Source organism: Burkholderia pulmonis (assembly GCF_984667975.1).
On the sequence record NZ_OZ480187.1, the window covers coordinates 2119380 to 2137568 of the forward strand.

Genomic DNA, 18189 nt, shown 5'->3' on the forward strand with positions numbered 1-18189 from the left:
TTCGCCCCGGGCTTACGCCGATGCCCGGTGCGCCCCGTTTGCGCACCGAGCCAGGGTGCGCCGAAATATATTTAACACCAATCCGTGGCAACCGGCGTGTCCGCGTGCATCAGGGGTTACGCTCGGTTTGCGCGCGCGTCGCCGGCGGCGGTCAGCTTGCCGAAAGGCTTGCGCACCGTACGACGGTCTCGGGCATACCCGCGCACCTACCGCGAAACCGGATCGTCAGATTGTGACCGCGCGCAGCCCCTCGCGGTCAATCGTCCGCGCCGGGATGGATGCGCGTCACGGCCTTCAGCGCATCGATCGCGGCGGCGACCGACCCGCTCGCGGGAGCGGCATACAGCGCGCCGACCGTATCGGGCATCGTCGACAGTTTGAGCGGCAGCCGGCCGACGCGCTCGTTAGCCCGTGCAGCCAGGTCGAACGCACGGGCCGACTGCACGAACAGGCACGGCGACTGTTCGGCCACCGCGCGGTTGGTCTGCCATGACACCGATTCCATCAGCACGGACGGCGGCGCAAGGCCCGCCTTCGCGAACTCGGCGTCGAGCGCCGTGCGCGCGGGCGACCCGAGCGGCGGCGCGATCCACGGAAACGCGGCCGCATCGCGCCAGCCGATCCGCGCGCGCCTGAGCAGCGGATGGCGCGGGCCGCAGACGACGATCATGTCGTCGCGGTACAGCGGCGCAACGTCGAGCCCCGCACTCAGCGCCGACGCGTCGAGCCGGCACACGAGCAGGTCGAGCTCGCGGCGCTGCGCCTGCGCGAGCATCCGGTCGAGCGTGTCTTCCCGCACGTTGAGCTGCACGGGGCGGCCGGCTTCCTGCAACCACGCGAGCGCACCGGGAATCAGCTGCGGCGCCATGTTCGGCAGCAGGCCGATCGATACCGGGCGGCCCGCGCCCGTGCGCAACGCGTCGAACGCCGGCGCGACGCCGCGCATGTCGGTCAGCACGCGGCCGATGCATTCGAGCAGCGCATCGCCGTACGCGGTCGGCGCGACACGCCGCGACGTGCGCTCGAACAGCGGCAGGCCGAGCGATTCCTCGAGCTCGCGCAGCCATTTCGACAGCGCCGGCTGCGTGATCGACGCGGCCTCGGCCGTGCGCGCGAAACTGCGCGTCCGGCCGAGCGTGTCGAGCGTTTCCATGTCGCGCACGCGCAACCGGCGCAGCGCCTGCGCGACGCGCTGCTCGTGGGCCGGCGCGCCGGGCGGCGCAAGCGGTTCCGGTCGCGTACGGCCGGTCGGGCTGCGGGGGTCGAGGGTCACGGGCGTCTCCGTCATTCATGTTTTGCAGGTTATCGATCGATCCCGATCTTTCATCGATCGATACGTGATCCTGCCGCATAGTCGTCGGCATGAAAACCCCCGGCACGAGCCGGCATGACCAGGAGACCGCCGACGTGAAAGACGATCAGGACACCCCCGCCCCCGAGCCCACCGCGCGACGCCAGTTCCTCAAGCTGGCCGGTGCGGCGGTCGCGTCGGCCGGTTTCGGCGCCGATGCGCTCGCCGCGAACGTGCCGCCCGCCGCCGCGGATATCGCCGGCGTCGATCCGGCGCCCGCGTTTCACGGCGCCGCAACCGCGCCTGCCGCTCCGCCCGCCGGCTACAACATCCTGTTCATCCTGACCGACCAGGAACGCCACTTCGACCGCTGGCCGTTTCCGGTGCCCGGCCGCGAGGCGCTGCGCCGCGACGGCATCACGTTCATGCATCACCAGATCGCCGCATGCGTGTGCTCGCCGTCGCGCTCGACGGTCTATACCGGGCAGCACATCCAGCACACCGGCGTGCTCGACAACGCGGGCGTGCCCTGGCAGAAGGACATGTCGCCGGACGTGCGCACCGTCGGCCACATGCTGCGCGATGCCGGCTACTACGCAGCGTATCTCGGCAAATGGCACCTGAGCGCGTCGATGCACGAAACCGCAAGCCCGTACACGGCGCCGGTGGCCGACTACAACCGTACGATCCGCGCGTACGGCTTCGACGACTATTTCGGCGTGGGCGACCTGATCGGCATGGTGCGCGGCGGCTACCAGTACGACGGGATCACGGCCGAGGCCGCGGTGAGCTGGATGCGCAACCATGCGCCGCGCCTCGCGAAGGAAGGCAAGCCGTGGTTTCTCGCGGTGAATCTCGTGAACCCGCACGACGCGATGTTCGTGAACACCGACACGAACGGCTCGACGGTGCAGGATGCGAACCATCCGATGCTCGGCAACGCGCCGCCGCCAAACGATGCGCTGTACCGCACGTCATGGCGCGACGAGCCGCTCGCCGCGTCGCGGCGGCAACCGTACGACGAGCCCGGGCGGCCGCCCGCGCACGGGATGTTCAACGCCGCGCACGCGAACCTCGTCGGGCGCTACCCGTTCACCGACGAACGCCTGCGCATCTATCAGGACAACTACTTCAACTGCGTCCGCGATTGCGACACGCATGTCGTGCGCCTGCTGCAGTCGCTGCAGTCGCTCGGCCTCGACGAACGGACGATCGTCGTGATGACGGCCGACCACGGCGATCACATCGGCGCGCACCAGCTCGTCGGCAAGGGCGCGACCGCGTACCAGCCGCAGAACCACGTGCCGCTCGTGATCCGTCATCCCGCGTATCCGGGCGGCATGCAGTGCGACGCGCTGACGTCGCACATCGACATCGCGCCGACGCTGCTCGGCCTGACCGGCCTCGACGACGCCCGCCTCGCGACGATCCGCGGCAGCGCGCTGAAGGGGCACGACCTCACGCGCTGGCTCGCGAAGCCGGCCGACGCGAAATGGCATGCGGCGCGCGACGCGACGCTGTTCAACTACGCGATGCTGCTGTACTACGACAGCGAATGGATGCTGAAGGAGCTGGGCACGCTGCGGCAGAAAGGCGTGCCCGAGGACGAGTTGTTGCGCCGCGCGCTCGCGCAGCAGCCGGATTTCCGGTTGCGCGGCACGATCCGCAGCGTGTTCGACGGCCGCTACCGGTTCACGCGCTATTTCTCGCCGCTCGAGTTCAACCGGCCGACGACGCTCGAGGCGCTGTTCGCGCGCAACGACGTCGAGCTGTTCGATCTCGCGAGCGATCCGGGCGAAATGCGCAATCTCGCGACCGACCGCGCGAAGCACGGCGATCTGCTGCTCGCGATGAACGGCCGCCTGAACGCCCTGATCGAGCGTGAAGTCGGCGACGACAGCCCCGACGTGATGCCGATCCGCGACGGCAAGGTGCAGGTTCAGGTCAGGAAGTGGCACTGACGGCGCGGAGAGCGGCTTGAGGCAGCTAAGTCATTCCAGAAACACGATGTCAGGGTATCCAGCTCGAACGGTCTCTTGAAATATTGTCGCGCGCTTGTTGTCGACGATATGTGCGAATCCAAGCTTTCGACACTGTTCCATGACCGAATCATCTGGATGCCTGTATCTCCCGGTCGGCAGCGCCGGAGCGAGAAAAAGAGGCTGGTCATCGATACATTTGGTCAACGTGACCAGTCTCTCGAGATTTCCGCCGTAGCTGTGCTCCGATCCGTGGTGCGGCAACACCAGTATCGAAGCCATTCGCAACTCGGCATCATAATGCTGCAGAAATTTCGCCAACTTCGTATCGTCATCCAGATTCAGATCCCCGGTATGAATCCAACCGACATTCCGGATGTTTCGAGTTTCTTTGCTGCGCGCCCACGCAGCACCGTCCTCGGTCGTCAGGACACATCGTTGAAACCAAGTCACGGGATGGTTCGTACCACGTTGTACTGGACCGGAGTACACGCACATCGACGCGTCGTTGTAGTTCGTCAATCCAGGCGTGCGTTGATACACTTCGCCAAGAAGACGTTTGACACTGATCGCACGCTCGAAGTGCGTCTCTTTGCCAGTCAACGTGAAAATTGCACCGTTTGCATGTTCCGGAGGGATTATCTCCCCGAGTCTGTCGATAATGCATTGCGCCACACCCGGACGTTCCGGGTTGACCACAAGATCGTCGATCGCATCCCTCAGGTTATCGAAAAATGGATGCATCCAGATTTTCCCGAACTCGACCGGCGGCTGGGTCCACTCGTACGAATAGAAGCGAAACTCCCAGTCGATATACTCGAGGCCGATTGAAGTCGTCGATGGCCAACCCGTTCCTGCACCATTCAACAAATTGCGAAGATCGTCGGACAGCAGCGGGTTGTCGGCGCCGGGCTCGGGGAGCGGCAAGTCTTCCCGGTCCCACCTGGGCTCAATGGGATCCGGGCCGCGCACGATAACCGGCTGGCCATATCGCCCTCCATATAACCCGACGGTGACAGCGATTGCTCGAGCGATCGAACCGGCTTCAGTCTCCTCTACCCCGAACGCGAGTCGAGTTGTCATCCAGCGTGCGTATTCCCTCTCGTCAACGTGAGGGAGAAATACATATCTGAATTGCGCCATTCTCGTGAGTTCCGGCACACCGTCGATATGATCCAAGTCCAGATGACTGATTGCCAGGATGTCATGGTGCGTAGGGACGCCACCGGTGAATGTTTCGATGAGCGGTTGCCTGGTTTCCTTGCTGCCGCCGCCACAGTCGACGACGACACTGAAACGCTCGCGGCAACAATGAACGACAGTCGAATGGAATCCACCCTGACCGATAGAGAATTGAATGCGATCGACTGAATAGTGCAAAACCTGCCCCCGTAGTAAGTTAATGGTGCATACACTGATTTTTCACACCTCTTCACCGCTGCACCCCGCTCGGCTTTGGCTGCACTTTATACCCCGCGACGGAAATTCTGTCCCGGGATGAGATAAATGCGGCATTCGACAGTGCATGGCGTCGAGAACCACCTGCAATATGGCACTTCAACGGGAATCCGCATCGAAATCTTCCAGTAAACCGTGCCCCAGCCATCTGCTTGCGCTTACGGTCGTGTAACTCATCTCACTACGCCAATCGCACGGACACGCCGGGATATGGGTCGTTCGCATACGTGATCTAATGTCGACTGAAGGCCCTCCCTGCCCTTGTCGGCCTCACCTCGATTGCAGCCTGTTCCGATCACCCGCCCCCGCAAAGGACCGCATGACGAACCCTGCCGAAATCAAGGCGCTCGTTTTCGATGTCTTCGGAACGATCGTCGACTGGAGAAGCGGTGTCGCACGCGGCACCGCCGCGTTCCTGGACCGCCACGCGCCGGCGCTCGACCCTTACGCGTTCGCCGACGCGTGGCGCGCCGAATATTCACCGTCGATGGAAGAAATCCGCAGCGGCCGCCGCCGCTACGTGCGGCTCGACGTGCTGCATCGCGAGAACCTCGTACGCACGCTCGACCGCTACGGGATCGAGGATGTCCCCGACGCCGAGATCGATGCACTCACGCTCGCATGGCACCGGCTCGACCCGTGGCCCGACTCCGTCGCCGGGCTGCACCGGCTGAAGCGGCGCTACATCATCGCGCCGCTGTCGAACGGCAATATCCGGCTGATGGTCGACGTCGCGAAACACGGCGGGCTGCCGTGGGACGCGATTCTCGGCGCCGAGGTCGCCCACGCCTACAAGCCGTCGCCGAAGGTCTATACCGAAGCGGTCGAGATTCTCGGTATCGCGCCGGCCGAGCTGTGCCTCGTCGCCGCGCACAACGGCGACCTCGCCGCCGCGCGGCAGCTCGGGCTGTCGACCGCGTTCGTGCTGCGGCCGACCGAGCACGGGCCCGCCCAGACGACCGACCTGAAAGCCGACGCCGCGTGGGATTTCGACGTCGGGAACCTGAACGAACTCGCGGACCGGCTCGGCTGCCCGGATTAATCGCCCGGCCCGCCGGGCGATGGTACGGCGGAGCCGGCGACTGCTAGACTCCGCCATCACGGCCCTTTCCGATTCGCCCATCCCCATGTCATCTCCACTGCATCTGGTAGAAGGCAAGCTGACCGCGCTGCGCTTTCTCGAACGCCCGGATCAGGACAGTTCCGACAGCCATCGCGTCCCGCCGGTCGACCCGCAGGCCCGCAAGCAGTCACTCGGCTACTGGTTCACGCACACCGCGGTGCCGATCATGGCCGCGCTGACCGGCAACGGCGCCGCGGCCAATGCGCTGGTGTTTCAGCAAGCCGACGAGGACCGCATCCTCGCGAAACTCGATGCCGAGGCCGACAAGATCGCGCACCCCGCAACGTGGTCGTATGCAAATATCCGCGACAGCCAGACCTACGTGTCGGAAAACGCATCGGTGACCGTCGGCAAGAACGGCAGGATCGTCGCGGCCAGGCTGCCGGTGGAAATCGAAATCGGCGGCGGCACGTATCGCGGCTTCCTCGGCGGGCAATGCTTCGAAGCCGGCGACGAGGTCGCGGCCGTCGTCAATCGGCAAGGCCGCCTGTTCGCGCTGTCGTCGCCCGACCGGCGCTTCATGGCGATGGATTCCGCGTGCGGCGATACGGGGCTGGCCGGCCTGACGCACACGCTGTGGCTCGCGTGGAAATGGATGTTCATCGGCGTGAACTGCCTGCTGATCCCGATGATGATCGTGGTGCTCTGGACCGGGGACGGCGGGTTCTCGAATCTCCGGGTCGACCTGTTCATGCTGCTGGGCGGCCCGCTGGCGATGGGCGTCCTGCTGGCGCTGATCCTCGGCGTGCGGCTGTCGTGGTCCGACTGGCTGCCGGCGTGGCGTACGTCGGGCATCCTGAAGGCGCTGGGGCGCCCCGACCTGGGTACGCGCGATTTCGCGGAAGCGCGCATCGCGGCCGAACGCAACGGCCAGGCGCGCGACACGGATATCGGGCAGATCTACTACACGCAGGCCTAGGCGTCGCCCCGGACACCGGACACCCGCGTGGCGGCGGCGGAACGCCCCTTCGCCGCGCTCGCGAGGCGCCGCCAGTTGCGCGCCGCATACCGGTGAGCCTGCAGCAGCGCGATCCACAAGCCGATCTGCCGCACCGGCTTGAAGAAGCCGCGCGCATGGAACACGGTGCGCCGCTCGACGCGTGTCCGGCCATCCCCGACGGGCGTCAGCGTGAATTCGTCCTCGAGCAGCCCGACCCAGCCGCGACACCAGACCGTCGACGCAATCATCCGGTAACGCAGCCGGCGCTGCTCGTCGAGCACGAGAATCCGCTGGTCGATCGTGCCGCGATCGGTCGTGCACTGCCGCGTGTTGCCGACGGCCGGCGTGCCTTCGAGCACGCGGCAGCTGACCGGCTTCGGCACGCCGAGGCGGAACAGCAGCGGCCGCGTGTCGTCCATCCGCGCATGCAGGAAGTGCGGCCACACGTGCTCGGGCCGGCAATCGAACGTCCATTGCGAATGAATTTCCACGATACGCTCCTCGCGGCTGGCGGTACGCCCATGATGGCACAACCGTTCCGGCCCCTCCGTTACTTCACGATCGCCCGCCATGCGGTGCGCGCATAGACGAGCAGCAACGGCAGCAGCGCCAGCGCGAACAGCGTGCACAGCGCGAGCACCCACACCGGCCAGTCCTCGGGATTCCCTCGCACCCAGTAGCGGTAAGGCACGCTCAGGAGCCCGATTTCCATCAGCAGCGCACCGAGCGGCACGAGCCCGTTCATCACCGCCGCCACGCCGAAGCGCGCCGCACCGTCGATATTCTTCCCGGCTCCGTAAGCCGCGATCAGGTAAACGAAATAACCGAGCATCGCGACCATCACCCCGCCGCCGACCAGCAGGCCGACACTGCGCAGGCTGCGCTCATGCAGTTGATGCGATCCCGGTGGCAGTACGACATCGACCTTCTCGCCGATTTCCGGCACACCGCCCGAGCGAATGTTGCCCGGCAGCACGATGTGCCTGCCATCCGGCATCACGGTTTCCAGGATCGACGTGTACTTGATGCACGGGTATCGCTCGGTTCGTCCGCTGCTGTCGCTCCGCTCGCAGGTGTCCCACTCGGACTGGTAGGAAACGACGGTCGCCTCGTATTTCGGCGACACCGCCAACGTGTAGAGCTCGCCGCCGATCCAGTACGCGAACGGGAAGAACAGCGACACCAGGCAAAAACACACGAGCCACCAGAACGCAACCGCGCCGCCGGACCCGCGCTTGCCGCCGGTCTGCCGCCGCACCATGCGCGACGCGAGCCAGTACGCAGCCACGCCGAACACAGCCACACAGACCACGAACACCTTCCCCTCATGCGTCAACGCCATCTGTCTTTCCCCCGATGGCCGGTCGAATCACCGCCGGCCGTTTTCTCATACGAGATGGAGCATGCCGTCGCCGTCGCGACGTGCACGCCGCCTGCTATTCCGGCTCGCCGACGAACTTCAGTGCCCCCGATTCCCCCGACAGCAACGCGCGGTTCGCGTCCGCCGCCGCGCGCAGGTAATCCCACAGCGCGGTCACACGCCGCAGCTTGCGCAGATCCTCGCGGCACGTCAGCCAGAAACACCGCGTGACGACCACGTCGTTCGGCAGCACCGGCACCAGCGCCGGCTGCGTGGCCGCCATGAAACACGGCAGGATCGCGAGCCCGCCGCCCTGCAGCGCCGCGAAATACTGCGCGATCACGCTCGTCGTGCGCAGCCCGGCCGTCGCGCCCGGCACCGCGCGATCCAGGTACAGCAGTTCGTTGCTGAACGCGAGATCGTCGACGTAGCTGATGAACGTGTGCTGCGCGAGATCGTCCGTGCAGGTGATCGGCGCGTGGCGCGCGAGATAGTCGCGCGTCGCGTAGAGCCGCAACTGGTAGTCGCACAGCTTCGTGACCACGTAGGGCCCGCGTTCGGGCCGCTCCAGCGTGATCGCGAGGTCGGCCTCGCGCTTCGGCAGGTTGACGAAATGCGGCACCGGCAGCAGGTCGACCGTCACGTGCGGATGCTCGGCGCGAAACTGCGCGAGCTGCGGCGCGAGGAAAAAGCAGCCGAACCCTTCGGTCGACCCGATCCGCACGTGGCCGGACAGCGCCTCGCCCGTGTTCGCGACCTGGTCGCACGCCGACTGCACGGTCGTCTCCATCGCGTCCGCATAGGCGACGAGCCGCTGCCCTTCGGCCGTCAGCGTGAAGCCGCCGGAGCGCGACTTGTCGAACAGCAGCGTGCCCATCGCGGCCTCGAGCGCGCGGATGCGCCGCGCGACGGTCGTGTAGTCGACGCCGAGCCGCTTCGCGGCGCCACTCGCGCGCTGCGTGCGCGCGACTTCGAGGAAGAAACGCAGGTCGTCCCAGTTCAGGTTGCCGGAAACCGGCTCGGTGGCATGTCGCATCGGCGAGGAAAAAAGGGCGGGTGTCCCCGGGCCGGTCGTCGATATGCATAAATGCACATCCAACCGGTTTCTTTATCGGTACATGATGAATCTGCGCATAACTATACTCGACCGTGACCTGCGGACCACGAGCCGCGGCACCCACCACGGAGACACCATGCAGACGCGATCCACCCTCGATGAGCATGCGACAGCCGCGACGCCGGCCCCCGCCCGCACCGCGAAGCACTACCTGCTGGCCGGCTGGGCCAGCATGGCCGGCACGACGATCGAGTGGTACGACTTCTTCCTCTACGGCACGGCCGCCGCGCTCGTGTTCAACCGCATCTTCTTCCCGTCGCTCGACCCCGTGGTCGGCACGCTCGCCGCGTTCGGCACGTTCGCGGTCGGCTTCATCGGGCGGCCGATGGGCGGCATCGTGTTCGGCCACTTCGGCGACCGGATCGGCCGCAAGTCGATGCTGATGATCACGCTGCTGCTGATGGGTGTGCCGAGCATGATCATCGGGCTGATCCCGTCGTACGACAGCATCGGCTACTGGGCCGCCGCGCTGCTGATCGCGATGCGCTTCCTGCAGGGGATGGCCGTCGGCGGCGAATGGGGCGGCGCGGTGCTGATGGCCGTCGAGCATGCGCCGAAGGGCCGCAAGGGGCTGTTCGGCAGCCTGCCGCAGACGGGCGTCGGGCTCGGCCTGATCCTGTCGTCGGTGGCGATGGCCGCGGTGGCCGCACTGCCGGACGCCGACATGCTGTCGTGGGGCTGGCGCGTGCCGTTCCTCGCGAGCATCGCGCTCGTCGGCCTCGGCTGGTTCATCCGCGCGAAGGTGCCCGAATCGCCCGACTTCGAGAAGATGCAGCGCCAGGGCAAGGCCGAGAAGTCGCCGGTAACGGCCGCGCTGCGCCGCCATCCGCGCGAAGTGCTGACGATCGTCGGCGCGCGCGCCGCCGAGAACACCTGGTTCTACATGGTCGTCACGTTCGCGCTCGCTTACGCGACGCAGCAGCTGCACCTGCCGAAGGCCGAGATGCTGCACGCGATCACGGCCGGCGCCGCGCTGTCGCTCGTCACGATGCCGCTTTGCGGCCACCTGAGCGACCGCATCGGCCAGCGCCGGATGTTCGCGATCGGCCTCGTGCTGATGTGCGCGTTCGCCGCACCGTTCTTCATGATGCTCGGCACGCAGCAGACGTCGTACGCATGGTGGGCGATCGTGCTCGGCCTCGGCGTCGTGTTCCCGATTCTCTATGCGCCGGAATCGCTGCTGTTCGCGCAGCAGTTCCCGGCGGAAATCCGCTACAGCGGCATCTCGCTGTCGGTGCAGCTGGCCGGCGTGATCGGCGGCGGCTTCGCGCCGATGATCGCGACGTCGCTGCTCAAGGCCGGCGGCGGCCAGCCGCACTACGTGATCGCGTACCTCGTCGGTTTCGGCGTGTTCGCGCTCGTGTGTACCGCCCTGATGCGTCCTCCGCGCGCGTGAGTTCGCCGGCCGCATCCGATCGATTTCAGTTCAGCCTGCCGCTCGCCGTGCGTGAATGCGCGGCGCAAGCAGACGCCCTTTTTCATCGCCACACCGTTTTCCGGAGAATTCCATGAACGCCGCAGTTCCCCAGACCACCCTCGCCGTGCCCACCGCCAAGCTGCTGATCGACGGCGCATTCGTCGACTCGCGAAGCGCCGAATGGGGCGACATCGTCAACCCCGCGACGCAGGAGGTGATCGGTCGCGTGCCATACGCGACGCTCGACGAGGTCGATGCCGCGATCGCCTCCGCGCAGCGCGCGTTCCAGACGTGGAAGACCACGCCGATCGGCGCGCGGCTGCGCATCATGCTGAAGTTCCAGGATCTCGTGCGCCGCAATCTCGAACGGATCGCGCACACGCTGACGGCCGAACAGGGCAAGACGCTGCCCGATGCGCAGGGCGACATCTTCCGCGGCCTCGAAGTGGTCGAGCACGCGTGCTCGATCGGCACGCTGCAGCAAGGCGAATTCGCGGAAAACGTCGCGGGCGGCGTCGATACCTACACGCTGCGCCAGCCGATCGGCGTGTGCGCGGGGATCACGCCGTTCAACTTCCCGGGGATGATTCCGCTGTGGATGTTCCCGATGGCGATCGTGTGCGGCAACACGTTCGTGCTGAAGCCGTCGGAGCAGGACCCGCTGTCGACGATGCAGCTGGTCGAGCTCGCGATCGAGGCCGGCGTGCCGCAAGGCGTGCTGAATGTCGTGCACGGCGGCAAGACGGTGGTCGACCGCCTGTGCACGCACCCGGACATCAAGGCGATCTCGTTCGTCGGCTCGACGCGCGTCGGCACGCACGTGTACAACCTCGGCAGCCAGCACGGCAAGCGCGTGCAGTCGATGATGGGCGCGAAGAACCACGCGGTCGTGCTGCCCGATGCGCACCGCGAGCAGTCGATCAATGCGCTCGTCGGCGCGGGCTTCGGCGCGGCCGGCCAGCGCTGCATGGCGACGTCGGTCGTCGTGCTCGTGGGCAAGGCGCGCGACTGGCTGCCCGAGCTGGTCGAAAAGGCGAAGGCGCTGAAGATCAACGCGGGCCACGAGCCGGGCACCGATGTCGGTCCGGTCGTATCGAAGGCCGCGCATGCGCGCATCACCGCGCTGATCGACGAAGGCGTGAAGGCCGGCGCGAAACTCGAACTCGACGGCCGCGACGTGAAGGTGCCCGGCTACGAGCAGGGCAACTTCGTCGGCCCGACGATCTTCTCGGGCGTGACGACCGACATGTCGATCTACACGGAAGAAATCTTCGGGCCGGTGGTGGTGGTGCTCGAAGCCGACACGCTCGACGAAGCGATCGCGCTCGTCAACCGCAACCCGATGGGCAACGGCGTCGGCCTGTTCACGCAGAGCGGCGCGGCCGCGCGCAAGTTCCAGAGCGAGATCGACATCGGCCAGGTCGGCATCAACATCCCGATTCCGGTGCCGGTGCCCTACTTCAGCTTCACGGGCTCGCGCGGCTCGAAGCTCGGCGATCTCGGCCCGTACGGCAAGCAGGTCGTGCAGTTCTACACGCAGACGAAGACGGTCACCGCACGCTGGTTCGACGACGACGCGACGGCCGGCGGCGTGAACACGACGATCGCGCTGCGCTGATTGCGTTGCATGGAACCGGACTAAGCGCTAAAGCGTCAAGTCCGGTCGACACGGAGACCCACACATGGAAATTGCATTCATCGGACTCGGCAACATGGGCGGCCCGATGGCCGCCAACCTGCTCAAGGCCGGCCACGCGCTGACGGTGTTCGATCTCGACGCGCACGCGGTCGACGTCGCGGTGCGCGCGGGCGCGACGGCGGCCGGCTCGCCGCGCGAAGCAGCTGCACGCGGCGCAGTCGTGATCACGATGCTGCCGGCCGCGCAGCACGTCCGCGCGGTCTACCTCGGCGACGACGGCGTGCTGGCCGGCGCACGCGCCGGCGCGACGCTGATCGACTGCAGCACGATCGATCCCGGCACCGTGCGCGCGGTGGCCGAAGCCGCCGCGCAACGCGACTTCCCGCTCGCCGACGCACCCGTGTCGGGCGGCACGGGCGGCGCGCAGGCCGGCACGCTGACCTTCATGGTCGGTGCGGACGGCACGCTGTTCGAGCGCATCCGCCCCGTGCTGCTCGACATGGGCAGGAACGTCGTGCATTGCGGCGGCACGGGCACCGGGCAGATCGCGAAGATCTGCAACAACCTGCTGCTCGGGATCTCGATGATGGGCGTATCGGAAGCGATGGCGCTCGGCGCCTCGCTCGGGATCGAGCCGGCCGTGCTGGCCGGCATCATCAACACGTCGACCGGACGCTGCTGGAGCTCGGACACGTACAACCCGTATCCGGGCGTGAGCGACACGGCGCCGGCCGCACGCGGCTATGCGGGCGGCTTCGCGGCGAACCTGATGCTGAAGGATCTCGGGCTCGCGACCGAAGCCGCACGAAGCGCGCATCAGCCGGTGTGGATGGGCGCGCTCGCGCAACAGCTCTATCAGTCGATGAGCCAGCAGGGGCTCGGCACGCTCGACTTCTCCGCGTGCGTGAAGCTGTACGAGGCGCAGCCGGCCTGACCTGGGCGGCCGATGCCGCGGACGTGCACCGACCCGCGATGTGCCGGTACGGCATCGCGGGTCGATTTGCATGCGGGGAAAGAAAACGCGGGGCCGTATCAGGCATGGGCGGCGCAGCCACGCCGTCGGTCGTTCAACCGCGCGGGTTCGATGCCGTCTCGAAGGTCGGATGGCACTCGAACGCGAGTTCGGAGCGTGCGTCGACGCGGCGGCCCGTGCTCAGCGATTCCGTCTTCATGCTCGCGCGCATCCCGCGCTGCGTGCAGTAGTTGGTGGCTTCGTTGACGGCCTTCTCGTGGGCATCGGCCCACGTCGTAGACACGCCGACCGTGCGCGTCGTCACGGTGTACACGTTCGGGTTCGACGTCGCGGTCACGTCGGAAGCGGTCGAACACGCGGCGAGCAAGCATGCAGCAGCCGCGACGGTCAACCATCGCAGGGATCGAAAAGAAACTGGAATGGACATGGGGGGCAAGCGCACGCCGTTCGGCGTGTATTGAGCAACATAGGCCACAGTATGCCTGCTCGATCGCCGCAGATCATGCCCCTTTCGGTGAACACATTGTTTCCAATGGTTAAACGATGGCCGGCGCAAGCAAGATTTACAGCCATCGCCGGCGGCTGTTCTCGTCCGGCAGGTCATTCCGCCCGGCCCGCCCGCCATTCCGGGCGCTCACGCCGGCCCGGCGCTCAGTGCGCGCCCGCCCGCCGGATCTTCGCCGACGCTTCCGCGAGGTTCCGCCACGCCGGCTGCCCCGGCGCGTAGCGCGCGCGGATGTACGCGGCAAGCTCGGCCATCTGGCGATCGTCGAACGCATCGCCGAAGCCCGGCATGTAGCCGAGCCCGTCGGTGGCCGGCTGGTCGATCCCGTGGTGCAGCACGCGCAACAGGTTGTCCGGCGTCGCCTGGCTGACGCTCGTGTTGAGCCCCATCAGCGGACGCACGCCGAAATGGCCGACCCCGCCCGATTCCGCATGGCAGACCGCGCACGCCGCGTCGAACGCGCGGCGGCCGTTCTCGAGGCCGAGCGTCGCGACGGCTTCCGCGCCGCGCGCCTGGCGGGCCGCCGCGTCCGCGGCCACCGTGGCATCGACGGGCGGCGACAGCGACGCCAGATAGTGCGCGATCGCCCGGACGTCGGCCTCGGGCAGCGCCGCGAGCCCCGTGACGACGGGCGCCATCGGCCCGGCCGCGACGCCGTGCTGCGCCGAGAACCCCGTACGCAGATAGTCGAACAGCGCACCTTCCGTCCACGGCACGGGCGAAGCCGGCGACGCGACGAGCGGCGGCGCGACCCATCCTTCCGCTTCGCCGCCCGACAGGTAGGCCAGGCCGCCCTTCTCCGCGCCCAGCGCGTTGCGCGGCGTGTGGCATGCACCGCAGTGCCCGGCGCCGTCGACCAGGTACTTGCCGCGATTCCACACCGCGGAGCGCGCCGGGTCCGGCGCGAACGGCCGCGTGTCGTGATACAGCCAGTTCCAGCCGGCAACGAGACGCCGCTGGTCGAGCGGGAACGGCAGTTTCGTCTTCGGCGGCACGTGTTTCACCGGCGGCTGCGACATCAGGTACGCGTAGAGCGCGAGCAGGTCGGGCTCGCTCAGCTTCGCGAATGCCGTGTACGGAAACGCCGGGTACAAGTGCGTGCCGTCGCGCGAGATGCCTTCGCGCATCGCGCGTGCGAACGCCGGATACGACCAGGTGCCGATCCCGGTTTCCGGATCGGGCGTGAGGTTCGTCGTATAAATCGTGCCGAACGGCGTGTCGAGCGCGAGCCCGCCCGCGTTGGTCATGCCGCCGGGCGCCGTGTGGCACACCGCGCAATCGCCGGCGAGGGCGACCTGGCGGCCGCGTTCGAGTGTCGCCGCGCTCCACATCGCGCCGTCCGCGCCGCCGGGTGCCACGGGGGCGATCGGCGCGGGGCCCGGCAGGATCGCGCACGCCAGGCCGATCAGCCCGCCGACCACGCCGCCCGCGCCACCGCCGGCCAGCCAGCGGCGCCAGCGCGATGCGCGGCGCGGGGCCGCATGCAGCCCGTCGCCGGCATCGACCGGCCGAGGTTGCGCGAGCGCCGCGCGAATATGGGCGGCATCGAACGGCGGTGCGCGAAAACGCACGCCCGTCGCGTCGTACAGCGCGTTGGCGATCGCCGCCGCGGCCGGCGCCGCCGCCTGTTCGACGCGGCGCGCATCGTGCACGGACAGTTCGCCGTGCGCGCGGTGTGCCGCTGCGTCGAACGCAACCAGTTCGTGTGCGATCGCGTCCGGCCGCGCACCGGCCCCGGTTTCGTCGTGCGCGGGCCGCGCGGACAACCGGGCGCCCATCACGCGCGAGATCGCCGCCTCGATCTGCCACGCGGGCAAACCGGCCATCGACGGGTCGCCCGGCTCGCCGGCGCCTTGTCCGGCCACGACGCGCCGCACCGCGACGTCGCCCGTCGCGCGATCGACCTCGAGATCGACGACCCACGCGGACCAGTGCGGGTCGCCGTCGTGATCGGCGTCGCCGGTTGCGGGTGCGCTGGCGCGCTCGCCATCGAATGCGAAGCCGCGGCCGCTGACCCGCGAAGCCGCGTCCGAACGGGCCGCAACCGGTGTGCCCCAGGCCGCGCGTTCGCTGACCAGCCGGATCGTCTCGCGCGGCCCTGCATCCCGCGCGGCATCGAGATGCTGCAGCCGCAACGCGACCGGGTCGCGCCGCAACGCACCCGCGAGTTCGTCGACAAAGGATTCGCGGGCAAACACGTGCGCGTAACCGGGAATTGCACCGTCGGCATCGGCCAGCTCGACCGAGGTCTGCGCGTGACGGTAGACGAACGGCGACGCGCCGCCGCCATCCGCTTGCTCCGCCGTCGCCCTACGCGATTCGTCCGTGTCCGCCCCGGCCGCCTGCGCGCGATAGCGCCAGGTCGTCATCCGCCCGTCAGGCGCGGTCCGCGTTTCGATCTCGAACGACGCGTGCGTGTGTGCGTCGCCGATCGGCCATGCATAGCGCGCACGGTGCGCACGCGACGCGTCGGCGCACGCATCGTCTTGCGGCGCGCGTTCCGTCGCACGCGCCGGCTCCACGGGCACGCCGGCGTCATGCTTCATCGCCGTCTCGCAGATAGCGTGCGGCGCGATGCACCGCGCGGATGATCTCCAGATGCGTGCCGCAGCGACACAGGTTGAAGCGCAACGCATCGCGGATCGCCGCATCGTCCGGCGCGCGGTTGCGGTCGAGCAGCGCCTTCGTGCTCATGATCATCCCGTTCAGGCAGTACCCGCATTGCGCGGCCTGCTCGTCGATGAACGCGCGCTGGATCGGGTGCGGTGCGTCGCGCGCCCCGAGCCCTTCGAGCGTCGTGACGTCGCGCCCGTTCGCGGCGGCGGCGGGCACGACGCACGAACGCGTGGCCTGCCCGTCCACGAGCACCGTGCATGCACCGCACTGCCCGAGCCCGCAGCCGTATTTCGGGCCGTTGAGCGCGCAGTCGTTGCGCAGGACCAGCAGCAGCGGCGCGTCGGGTGCGGCCTCGTCGAAGGTGCGCGGCGTGCCGTTCACGCGAAACGCCAGCGGCCGCGACGGAGAAGCGGGATGGGACATGAATGGATCCGGAATGCGGAGTACGGGCCAGGAGGCGGCCGGCGGCGGGCACTGCCGCCGGCTGGCACCTGCCGGCGAGCGCCTGACATATAACACGCCGAAATGCGCGCGTAGCGGCGCATCGATCCCGCGACGGCGAAGCGCCGGCCAGCGCGGGCACCGCGGGCGCGTCAGGCCGCTGCCGCCACGTTGCTGCGCGACGGCGCCACGAGCGGCACGTCGAACACGTCGTAACCGAACACCCACGACGGATCTTCGTTCGTGCGCAGCCACGTGTTGTTGTGCGACACGAGCTGCACCTTCGACGCGCGTGCCGCCCGGTTCGCCTCGTACAGCGCGAATGCGCCCGCGTGATCGCCGATGCCGACTTCGTCGAGGCAGCGCGCGAGCATCGCGGCATCCTCGATCGCCATCGCCGCGCCCTGCGCCATGTGCGGCTTCATCGGATGACATGCGTCGCCGAGCAGCACGAGCCGGCCGCGGCTCCACAACGGCAGCGGGTCGCGCTCGAGCAGCGGCCACTTGGTGATCGACGGCGATACGTCGATCAGGTGCTGGATGTCGGCATGGAAACCGGCGAACGCCTCGCGCATCTCGTCGCGGCTGCTGTCGACCATCGACACGCCCTCGGGCCATTCGGCCTGCGGCACACCGGTCACGTAGTAGTACTCGTCGCGCTTCTCGGTCACGTAGTAGACCATCATGTGGCGATCCTCCGACCACCACTTCACGCACATGTCGTACGGCTTGTTGCCGAGCAGCGACGCCGGGAACACCGCGCGGTGCGCGACATAACCGGTGTAGCGCGGCGGCTCCGCGCCGAGCAGGTGCTCGCGGATCCGTGAGTTCACGCCATCCGCGCCGATCACGATGTCGGCCGTCTCGACGCTGCCGTCGGCAAACGTCAGGCGCACCGCGTCGCCGGTGTCCTCCACTGCCGCGAGCCGCTTGCCGAAGCGGATCGTGCCGGGCGTGACCGCCTGCGTCATCAACGCATGGAAATCGCCGCGATGCACGGTCAGGTAGCTCGCGCCGTAGGTCTTGCGCGCGTAATCGCCGAGCGGAATCTGCGACAGCACGTCGGCCGTCTGCCAGTCGCGGCTGTACCAGAAATCCGGATGCGAACCCATCGTCTCCAGCGCGTCCTCGCAACCGATGCGCCGCATGATCTTCATCACGTTCGGGCCGAGATGGATCCCCGCGCCGAGGCGCGAAAACGCGGGCGCCTGCTCGTACAGCGCGACGTCGTAACCGCCGCGCTGCAGCAGCGCTGCCGCGGCCGTGCCGCCGAGACCGGCGCCGATGATTGCGATACGGGGTTTGCTCATGCGGATCTCCTGATCGTGGG

15 protein-coding genes are annotated in these 18189 nt (G+C 67.8%); 6 read left to right on the forward strand and 9 right to left on the reverse strand.

From position 1 onward, the window contains the following. Positions 1-256: 256 nt before the first annotated feature. Positions 257-1273, reverse strand: a complete 1017-nt coding sequence (locus tag AC5LXK_RS26200; RefSeq protein ID WP_493391585.1) for a LysR substrate-binding domain-containing protein — start codon at positions 1271-1273, stop codon at positions 257-259. A gap of 134 nt (positions 1274-1407) precedes the next feature. Here AC5LXK_RS26200 and AC5LXK_RS26205 point away from each other — a divergent pair, with 134 nt between their 5' ends. Next, on the forward strand, positions 1408-3252 hold the full coding sequence (locus AC5LXK_RS26205) for a sulfatase family protein (protein ID WP_493391586.1): 1845 nt from the start codon (positions 1408-1410) through the stop codon (positions 3250-3252). 30 nt (positions 3253-3282) lie between these two features. On the opposite strand, the gene AC5LXK_RS26210 is transcribed toward AC5LXK_RS26205, so the two are convergent. Beyond that, positions 3283-4650 (reverse strand): ComEC/Rec2 family competence protein, encoded by a 1368-nt coding sequence (locus AC5LXK_RS26210; RefSeq protein ID WP_493391587.1) that lies wholly within the window; start codon positions 4648-4650, stop codon positions 3283-3285. 397 nt (positions 4651-5047) lie between these two features. On the opposite strand from AC5LXK_RS26210, the gene AC5LXK_RS26215 reads away from it, so the two are divergent. Next, positions 5048-5770 carry a haloacid dehalogenase type II gene (locus AC5LXK_RS26215; protein WP_493391588.1) on the forward strand — a complete coding sequence of 241 codons (723 nt, stop codon included), beginning with the start codon at positions 5048-5050 and terminating at the stop codon, positions 5768-5770. Between the two features lie 85 nt (positions 5771-5855). Continuing rightward, positions 5856-6770 carry a hypothetical protein gene (locus AC5LXK_RS26220; RefSeq protein WP_493391589.1) on the forward strand — a complete coding sequence of 305 codons (915 nt, stop codon included), beginning with the start codon at positions 5856-5858 and terminating at the stop codon, positions 6768-6770. Here AC5LXK_RS26220 and AC5LXK_RS26225 read toward each other — a convergent pair. The 3 genes from AC5LXK_RS26225 to AC5LXK_RS26235 all read right to left on the reverse strand — a co-directional run bounded on the left by AC5LXK_RS26225 (position 6767) and on the right by AC5LXK_RS26235 (position 9187). Beyond that, positions 6767-7282, reverse strand: a complete 516-nt coding sequence (locus AC5LXK_RS26225) for an SRPBCC family protein (protein ID WP_493391590.1) — start codon at positions 7280-7282, stop codon at positions 6767-6769. The genes AC5LXK_RS26220 and AC5LXK_RS26225 overlap by 4 nt on opposite strands. Positions 7283-7341: 59 nt before the next feature. Beyond that, positions 7342-8133, reverse strand: a complete 792-nt coding sequence (locus AC5LXK_RS26230; RefSeq protein WP_493391591.1) for a uracil permease — start codon at positions 8131-8133, stop codon at positions 7342-7344. Positions 8134-8227: 94 nt separating this feature from the next. Beyond that, complete coding sequence (locus AC5LXK_RS26235) at positions 8228-9187, reverse strand: LysR family transcriptional regulator (RefSeq protein WP_493391592.1); 960 nt, start codon at positions 9185-9187, stop codon at positions 8228-8230. A 157-nt stretch (positions 9188-9344) separates the two neighbouring features. On the opposite strand from AC5LXK_RS26235, the gene AC5LXK_RS26240 reads away from it, so the two are divergent. From AC5LXK_RS26240 to mmsB, 3 genes are all read left to right on the forward strand, one after another. Continuing rightward, positions 9345-10664, forward strand: a complete 1320-nt coding sequence (locus AC5LXK_RS26240) for an MFS transporter (protein WP_493391593.1) — start codon at positions 9345-9347, stop codon at positions 10662-10664. Between the two features lie 112 nt (positions 10665-10776). Then, positions 10777-12303 (forward strand): CoA-acylating methylmalonate-semialdehyde dehydrogenase, encoded by a 1527-nt coding sequence (locus tag AC5LXK_RS26245; protein WP_493391594.1) that lies wholly within the window; start codon positions 10777-10779, stop codon positions 12301-12303. Positions 12304-12367: 64 nt separating this feature from the next. After that, positions 12368-13258: a 3-hydroxyisobutyrate dehydrogenase gene (mmsB, locus tag AC5LXK_RS26250; protein WP_493391595.1), complete on the forward strand. Its 891-nt coding sequence runs from the start codon at positions 12368-12370 to the stop codon at positions 13256-13258. 133 nt (positions 13259-13391) lie between these two features. Here mmsB and AC5LXK_RS26255 read toward each other — a convergent pair whose 3' ends face one another. The 4 genes from AC5LXK_RS26255 to AC5LXK_RS26270 all read right to left on the reverse strand — a co-directional run bounded on the left by AC5LXK_RS26255 (position 13392) and on the right by AC5LXK_RS26270 (position 18169). Then, positions 13392-13724 (reverse strand): hypothetical protein, encoded by a 333-nt coding sequence (locus tag AC5LXK_RS26255; protein WP_493391596.1) that lies wholly within the window; start codon positions 13722-13724, stop codon positions 13392-13394. 224 nt (positions 13725-13948) lie between these two features. Continuing rightward, complete coding sequence (locus AC5LXK_RS26260) at positions 13949-16348, reverse strand: c-type cytochrome (RefSeq protein ID WP_493391597.1); 2400 nt, start codon at positions 16346-16348, stop codon at positions 13949-13951. Next, a complete protein-coding gene (locus tag AC5LXK_RS26265; protein WP_493391598.1) occupies positions 16338-16841 on the reverse strand; it encodes a (2Fe-2S)-binding protein in 504 nt (167 codons plus the stop codon). The genes AC5LXK_RS26260 and AC5LXK_RS26265 overlap by 11 nt, the downstream gene beginning before the upstream one ends. A gap of 170 nt (positions 16842-17011) precedes the next feature. Next, entirely contained in the window at positions 17012-18169 is a 1158-nt protein-coding gene (locus AC5LXK_RS26270; RefSeq protein WP_493391599.1) for an FAD-dependent monooxygenase, read from the reverse strand. Between the last annotated feature and the right edge of the window lie 20 nt (positions 18170-18189).